At 63.3% G+C, this 5,925-nt stretch carries 6 protein-coding genes; 5 read left to right on the plus strand and 1 reads right to left on the minus strand.

Annotated elements, in window-relative coordinates:
* Window positions 1–119: 119 nt before the first annotated feature.
* Window positions 120–1,109: a sugar-binding protein gene (locus NKJ08_RS37940; protein WP_023721257.1), complete on the minus strand. Its 990-nt coding sequence runs from the start codon at window positions 1,107–1,109 to the stop codon at window positions 120–122.
* A 427-nt stretch (window positions 1,110–1,536) separates the two neighbouring features.
* Between NKJ08_RS37940 and NKJ08_RS37945 the strand changes: the two genes are divergently transcribed.
* The 5 genes from NKJ08_RS37945 (at window position 1,537) to NKJ08_RS37965 (ending at window position 5,804) form a co-directional block, all read left to right on the plus strand.
* A complete protein-coding gene (locus tag NKJ08_RS37945; RefSeq protein WP_473501743.1) occupies window positions 1,537–2,277 on the plus strand; it encodes an ATP-binding cassette domain-containing protein in 741 nt (246 codons plus the stop codon).
* 34 nt (window positions 2,278–2,311) lie between these two features.
* Window positions 2,312–3,310, plus strand: a complete 999-nt coding sequence (locus NKJ08_RS37950; RefSeq protein WP_352532591.1) for an ABC transporter permease — start codon at window positions 2,312–2,314, stop codon at window positions 3,308–3,310.
* Between the two features lie 275 nt (window positions 3,311–3,585).
* A complete protein-coding gene (locus NKJ08_RS37955) occupies window positions 3,586–4,413 on the plus strand; it encodes an AraC family transcriptional regulator (protein ID WP_352786280.1) in 828 nt (275 codons plus the stop codon).
* 121 nt (window positions 4,414–4,534) lie between these two features.
* Complete coding sequence (locus tag NKJ08_RS37960) at window positions 4,535–4,978, plus strand: SRPBCC family protein (RefSeq protein WP_352532587.1); 444 nt, start codon at window positions 4,535–4,537, stop codon at window positions 4,976–4,978.
* Window positions 4,979–5,009: 31 nt separating this feature from the next.
* The gene (locus NKJ08_RS37965) at window positions 5,010–5,804 is read left to right on the plus strand and encodes an FAD binding domain-containing protein (protein WP_352532585.1); all 795 of its coding nucleotides are present in this window, start codon (window positions 5,010–5,012) and stop codon (window positions 5,802–5,804) included.
* Window positions 5,805–5,925: the final 121 nt, after the last annotated feature.

Below are 5,925 nucleotides of genomic sequence, written 5' to 3' on the forward strand. Positions count from 1 at the left end.
TATTCACCCACCCCCCCCCCCACCCCCCTGTCGCGCTGGGGGCGGGGGGTCCGCTCTTGGTATACCGCCGCGGGGGCCTCCGGCGCGCCGGCGGGGGGCCCCCCCCCGAAACTGCGAACCTACTTCTGGATGCAGGTGTCGACGGTGTCCTTGGTGCATTCGTCGAGGCCGGTGAACACCGGATCGGCGACTGGCTTGCCTTCGACCAGGTCGATCATCACCGAGGGCGCCTTGTAGCCCATCTCGAACGGCCGCTGGCCAACCAGCGCGGTCACCAGCCCGTCACGAGCAATCGCCACCTCGTCGCCGATCGTGTCGGCGGCGCCGATGACGAAGGCGTTGCTGGCGATCTTGTCGGCCATCGGCTTGAACAGGTCGCGGTAGGGCTGCGGAGCACCGAACAGCGGCCATCCGCCCATGATGCCGAAGGCATCGAGATCGGGATTGGCAGCGAGGATGTCGGTCATCGCCTGCACGCCCTTGGCGCCGTCGTCATTGGTGAACACCGGGCAGCCGGCAACTTCGGTCCAGCCGCCTTCGCCTGCCAGCGCCGCGAGGCCGTCCTTGCCCGAAAGCGCGTCACGCATGCCCTGCGCGCGGCGCAGGATGTTGTCGGCCGCCGGATTGCCTTCGATGGTGCAGATCTTGCCGCCATTCGGCTTGGCCTTCTTGATGTATTCGCCGATCTTGTGACCCATCAGGTAATTGTCGGTGCCGAGATAGGTCTTGCGCAGCGCCGCATCTTCTTTGCTGAGGTCGGCGTCGAGGGTCATGATCGGGATCGACGGATTGGCGCTTTTGATCGTCTGCGCGATCAACGGCGCGTTTGACGGCGAAATCGCCATCGCCACCGTATCGGGCTTGCTCAGCATGTCCTGGACGATCTGGGCTTCACCGGCCTCATCCGAGGTCGATGCCGGTCCGGTGTAGAAGCACTCATATTCCGAGCTGGCGTTTTCCTTGTTCCATTTCTCGCAACCCTGGTGGATGGCCTCGAAGAATGGATTGTCGAGACCCTTCACGACGATGACGAGCTGTTTCTTGGCCATAGCCGGCCCGGCACCCAACGCCATGACGGCGGCGGCAGCGAGCAATAATGATTTCCTCATGTCAGTCCTCCCTTTGAAACAAACGGACACGGCGTGCCCGCCACACACAGACCGACCCGGAGCAAGATGACAGAGGACGTCGCGCTCGTGTCGCCAAGCCAGGTCGATAAGCATTTTCATATTCAGTCTCAGACCGGCACCGACAGATACTGCTGGTTACCAAATCCCGGACCGACAAACCTTCACCGATTCCTTCCGGCAACCCCGGGGGCTCGGCGCAAGCTCCTCCGACACTTAGCTAATATCGCCTTGTCACCGACGTCAATGCTATTTGTCCTACAAAACTGATTTTTCGAAAGAGGCCGTGGTTGACGCCAAGGAGGCTTATGCGTAAATGGGCAAAATCGCTGCTTCCGGGAGGAACTGGGGAGAGCGAATGGCCGCGGCAGAACCGCAGGCCGCAAAGCACGGGGAGGCAAGAAGGCTGGTGGCGGTTCTCGAACTCACCAACATCTCGAAGCATTTTGGCGCCATCCAGGCGGTCAACGACGTTTCGTTGTCGATCGAGGCCGGACAGGTTGTCGGCCTGATGGGCGACAACGGCGCCGGCAAGTCGACGCTGGTCAAGATGATCGCCGGCAATTTCCCACCGAGCCATGGCACGATGCAGATGGACGGCAAGGAGCTGATCCTGCACAAGCCGGTGGAGGCGCGCCAGCACGGCATCGAAATCGTCCATCAGGATCTGGCGCTCTGCAACAATCTGACGGCCGCCGCCAACGTCTATCTCGGCCGCGAATTGCGCCGCGGCGTCGGGCCGCTTCGTATCCTCGACTATGCCGCGATGTACAAACGTGCCGGCCAGATCTTCGCCGAGCTGAAATCCGAAACGCGCCCGCGCGACCTGGTCAAACAAATGTCGGGCGGCCAGCGGCAAGCGGTGGCGATCGCCCGTACCATGCTTTCGCAGGCCAAGATCGTGCTGATGGACGAGCCGACGGCGGCGATCTCGGTCCGCCAGGTCGCCGAGGTGCTGAACCTGATCCGCCATTTGCGCGACCAGGGCATCGCCGTCGTGCTGATCAGCCACCGCATGCCCGACGTCTTTGACGTTGCCGACCGCGTTATCGTCATGCGGCGCGGCCGCAAGGTCGCCGACAAGACGATCGCCTCGAGTTCGCCAGAAGAAGTCACCGGGCTCATTACCGGCGCCATCGAACAGGTATGATTGGCGCCTCAACCATGAGTAAAAAAGGTCGATAATGGCAGTCACCCTTGATCAGACGATCGCGCAGAAACAGCACACTCTGCTGACCAGGGTGTTTGCCAGCCAGACTTTCTGGGTGGTGATCGCGGTCATCCTTGCCTGCCTGTTCCTGTCCGTGGCCACGGATTCCTTCGCCACGACCAAGAACCTCTACAACATCACCCGCAACATCACCTTCGTCGCCATCGTGGCGCTCGGCATGACCTTCGTCATCATCACCGGCGGTATCGACCTGTCGGTCGGCTCGGTGCTTTGCCTGTGTTCGATGGTGCTGGCGGTCACCATGCATGCCGGCTACGGCATCGAGATCGGCATTGCCGCTGCGATCGCGACAGCGCTGATCATCGGCGCCTTCAACGGCATCTTGATCGCCTATCTCGGGTTTCCGCCATTCGTCGTGACGCTCGGCATGCTGTCGATCGCACGCAGTCTTGCCATGGTCGCTTCCAACAACACCGTCGTCTTCCAGTTCGGGCCGGACCATGACAAGCTGCTGGCGCTTGGCGGCGGCGCGTGGGTGTTCGGCATCGCCAATCCGGTGCTCTACATGATCGTGCTGGCTATGATCACCGGCTTCGTGCTGCGCTGGACGAAATTCGGCCGGCACATCTTCGCCATCGGCGGCAACGAGCATGCGGCGACGCTGACCGGCGTTCCGGTGCGCCAGATCAAGGTTGTCGTCTACATGATCTCGGCACTGGCGGCGGGCCTTGCCGGCATCATCCAGACCGGCTGGCTGGGCGCGGTCACAACAAATCTCGGCAACGGCATGGAGCTTCAGGTGATCGCCGCCACCGTCATCGGTGGCGCCAACCTGGCCGGCGGCATGGGCACAGCCTTCGGCGCGGTCGTTGGCGCAGCGCTGATCGAGGTGATCCGCAACAGCCTCGGGCTGCTCGGCATCAATGCCTTCTGGCAAGGCGTGTTCATCGGCGGCGCCATCCTGCTCGCCGTGCTGTTCGACCGCATCCGCAATTTCAGGCGTAACGACTGAACTTTTCCGCCGGCGGGGCAAAGTTGCTTCGCTGGCAAAATCCTTGCTCAGCCTCGAAGGGGGTGCTGGTCGTCGGTTGCCGTCGACCGCATCGGTCTTGCCATACCGGCCTGGAAACGCTGACCTTCTTCCTATCGCCGAGTCTGAAAATCCGCCGGTGCGGCGCATGGCCGGCGCCCGGACGTGCACATGCGTCTTGACGCAAGCCCAAACTGAGCCGCACAATCGCTCGCAGCAGGCGAAGGGAGGCCAGTCGCCTGCGGGAGGATATACCCATGACGGAAGCGATCAGGCTCTACTGGCGCCGGTTCGGACATGTTTCTGTCCTGAACGTCGCCAGCGACTTCGTCACCCATGCCCATGTCGAGGCGCATATCATCATCTGGCTGGAAGGCACGGCCGGCGAGATGACCATCGGCCGCGAGACGGTGCGGCTTGGACCGGGCATCGCCGCCGGCATCAATTCATTCCAGCCGCACAGCCACGCTCTGTCCCGCGACGGCACGCCCGGCCTGTTTCTGGCCTTTTACATAGACCCGGACTGGGCACGAAGGCGCCGCGAGCTGCCTTCTTCCGCTCCACTGTTCTCAGCCCCGGCGATCACGCTCGAACCTTGGCTGCACAAGGCAGCGGCTAACCTTCTCGACCATCTTAGCGACAATGAGAGTATCGACGACATCGCCAATTACGAGATCGAGCGCTTCATCGACAGCATGCTCGACGCGGCCGACGCGGCCGCACCGCAGACGGTGCGCGCCCGCATCAACACCATGCAGGACTTCCGCGTCCGCAAGGCGATCCAGCTGATGAAAGCCAATGTCTGCGAGCGCATCTGCTTCGACGACGTGGCGCGCAGCGTCGGCCTGTCGCGGCCGCATTTCTTCGCGCTGTTCAAGGAACAGACCAATCTGACGCCCAACGTCTATTGGAACACGCTGCGCATGGAGGAAGCGGTGCGGCAGTTGCAGTGGTCGCAGGAGCCGCTGATCTCGGTCGCCTGCAATCTCGGCTTCACCACGCAAGGCAATTTCTCGCGCTTCTTCCGCGACCATGTCGGCGTCCCGCCGACGCTTTACCGCGAGGCGGCCCGGGCGATCAGCTGAGCCATTTTTAGACTGCCCGTTTTTTTCAGACTGGTTGATAGGTGTTCAAGACGCATTGATAAGCGCCGCCGAGTCCGCCGCCCTACCCTCCCAAGCAGCTAATTTGCAAGGGAACGATCATATGGCGAAAGTCACCATCTCCAGCGTCATCGACGCGCCTGTGGAAAAGGTCTGGGCGCGCATACGCGACTTCAACGGCCTGCCAAGTTGGCACCCGCGCATGGTCGAAAGCCATATCGAGGACGGCAAGGACGCCGGCGCGATCGGCTGCGTGCGCAATTTCCAGCTCGCCAGCGGCGCCCGCCTCCGCGAAAAGCTGCTCGATTTCTCCGACGAGAACTTCCTCGTCAGCTACGCCATCCTGGAGACGCCGCAGCCGCTGACCAACCACAAGTCGACGCTGCAGCTGCGGCGGGTGACCGATGGCGACCGCACCTATGCCGAATGGACCGCCAGCTTCGACGCCGCTCCCGAGGAAGCCGACAAGCTGGCCGAAGGCATGGGCGCAAACGTCTTCCAAGGCGGCTTCAACGCCCTGAAGAACCATTTCGCCGGCCAAGGTTGAACTGAATTGGGCTGACAAACAGGAGCGTTCCATGGCGCTTGCACTGCAGACTTTCCCGACGGTGAAGGACGCCGGCGCGGCGCTGAAAGCCGCCGGCACCCGTTATCTCGGCGGCGGCACGCTGGTCGTGCGCGCCGCCAATGAAGGCGATGTTTCGGTCTCCAGCCTTATCAGGTCGAGCGAACCGTCGCTGTCGGCCATCACCGTTTCCGATGGGCAAGTGCGCATCGGCGCTTCGGCAACCATGGCAGCGATCGCCCGTCACCCGGATCTCGCCACTCTTGCCGACGCCGCGCGCGCCGTTGGCGGCCCGGCGATCCGCAATATGGCGACCGTCGGCGGCAATCTTTTCGCGCCGACCCCCTATGGCGATTTCACCGTCGCGTTGCTGGCACTGGACGCGATGGTCACCACGGATGATGGCGAGCTGCCGATAGAAACCTTTCTGGCAAAGCGCGAGAGCAACCACGCCATCGTCACCTCGGTCGGCTTCACGCTTCCAAAGGAAGGCAGGTTTCGCTTCCTGAAAGTGTCGAGGGTCAAGCCGAAGGGCATCTCGGTGCTGAGTATCGCCACCGTGCTCGAGCAAACGCCGGACGGCACTGTGTCGTCAGCTCGGATCGCGCTCGGCTGCATGGCCGACAGGCCGATGCGCGCCAAGGCGGCGGAGACGGCCCTGCTCGGCCGGAAACTCACCACCGACGGCATTGCGCCGGCATTGGCTGCTGCCAATGACGGCACCTCGCCGTCCACCGATCCGATCGCCAGTGCCTGGTATCGCAACGAAGTCCTGCCGGTCCATCTCGGCCGGTTGCTGCTGGCCTGAAATTACCCGTTGGGGGGCGGGGGGGGGGGGGGGGGGGGGGGGGGGGGGGGGCGGCGGCGGCCTCCGGCGCCGGGGCGGGGGCGCGGGCGCGGCGAGGAGGGGCGCGGGGAGACAGAGGCCG

This window comes from Mesorhizobium sp. M0244 (assembly GCF_040321795.1).
In the GTDB taxonomy this organism is placed as follows: domain Bacteria; phylum Pseudomonadota; class Alphaproteobacteria; order Rhizobiales; family Rhizobiaceae; genus Mesorhizobium.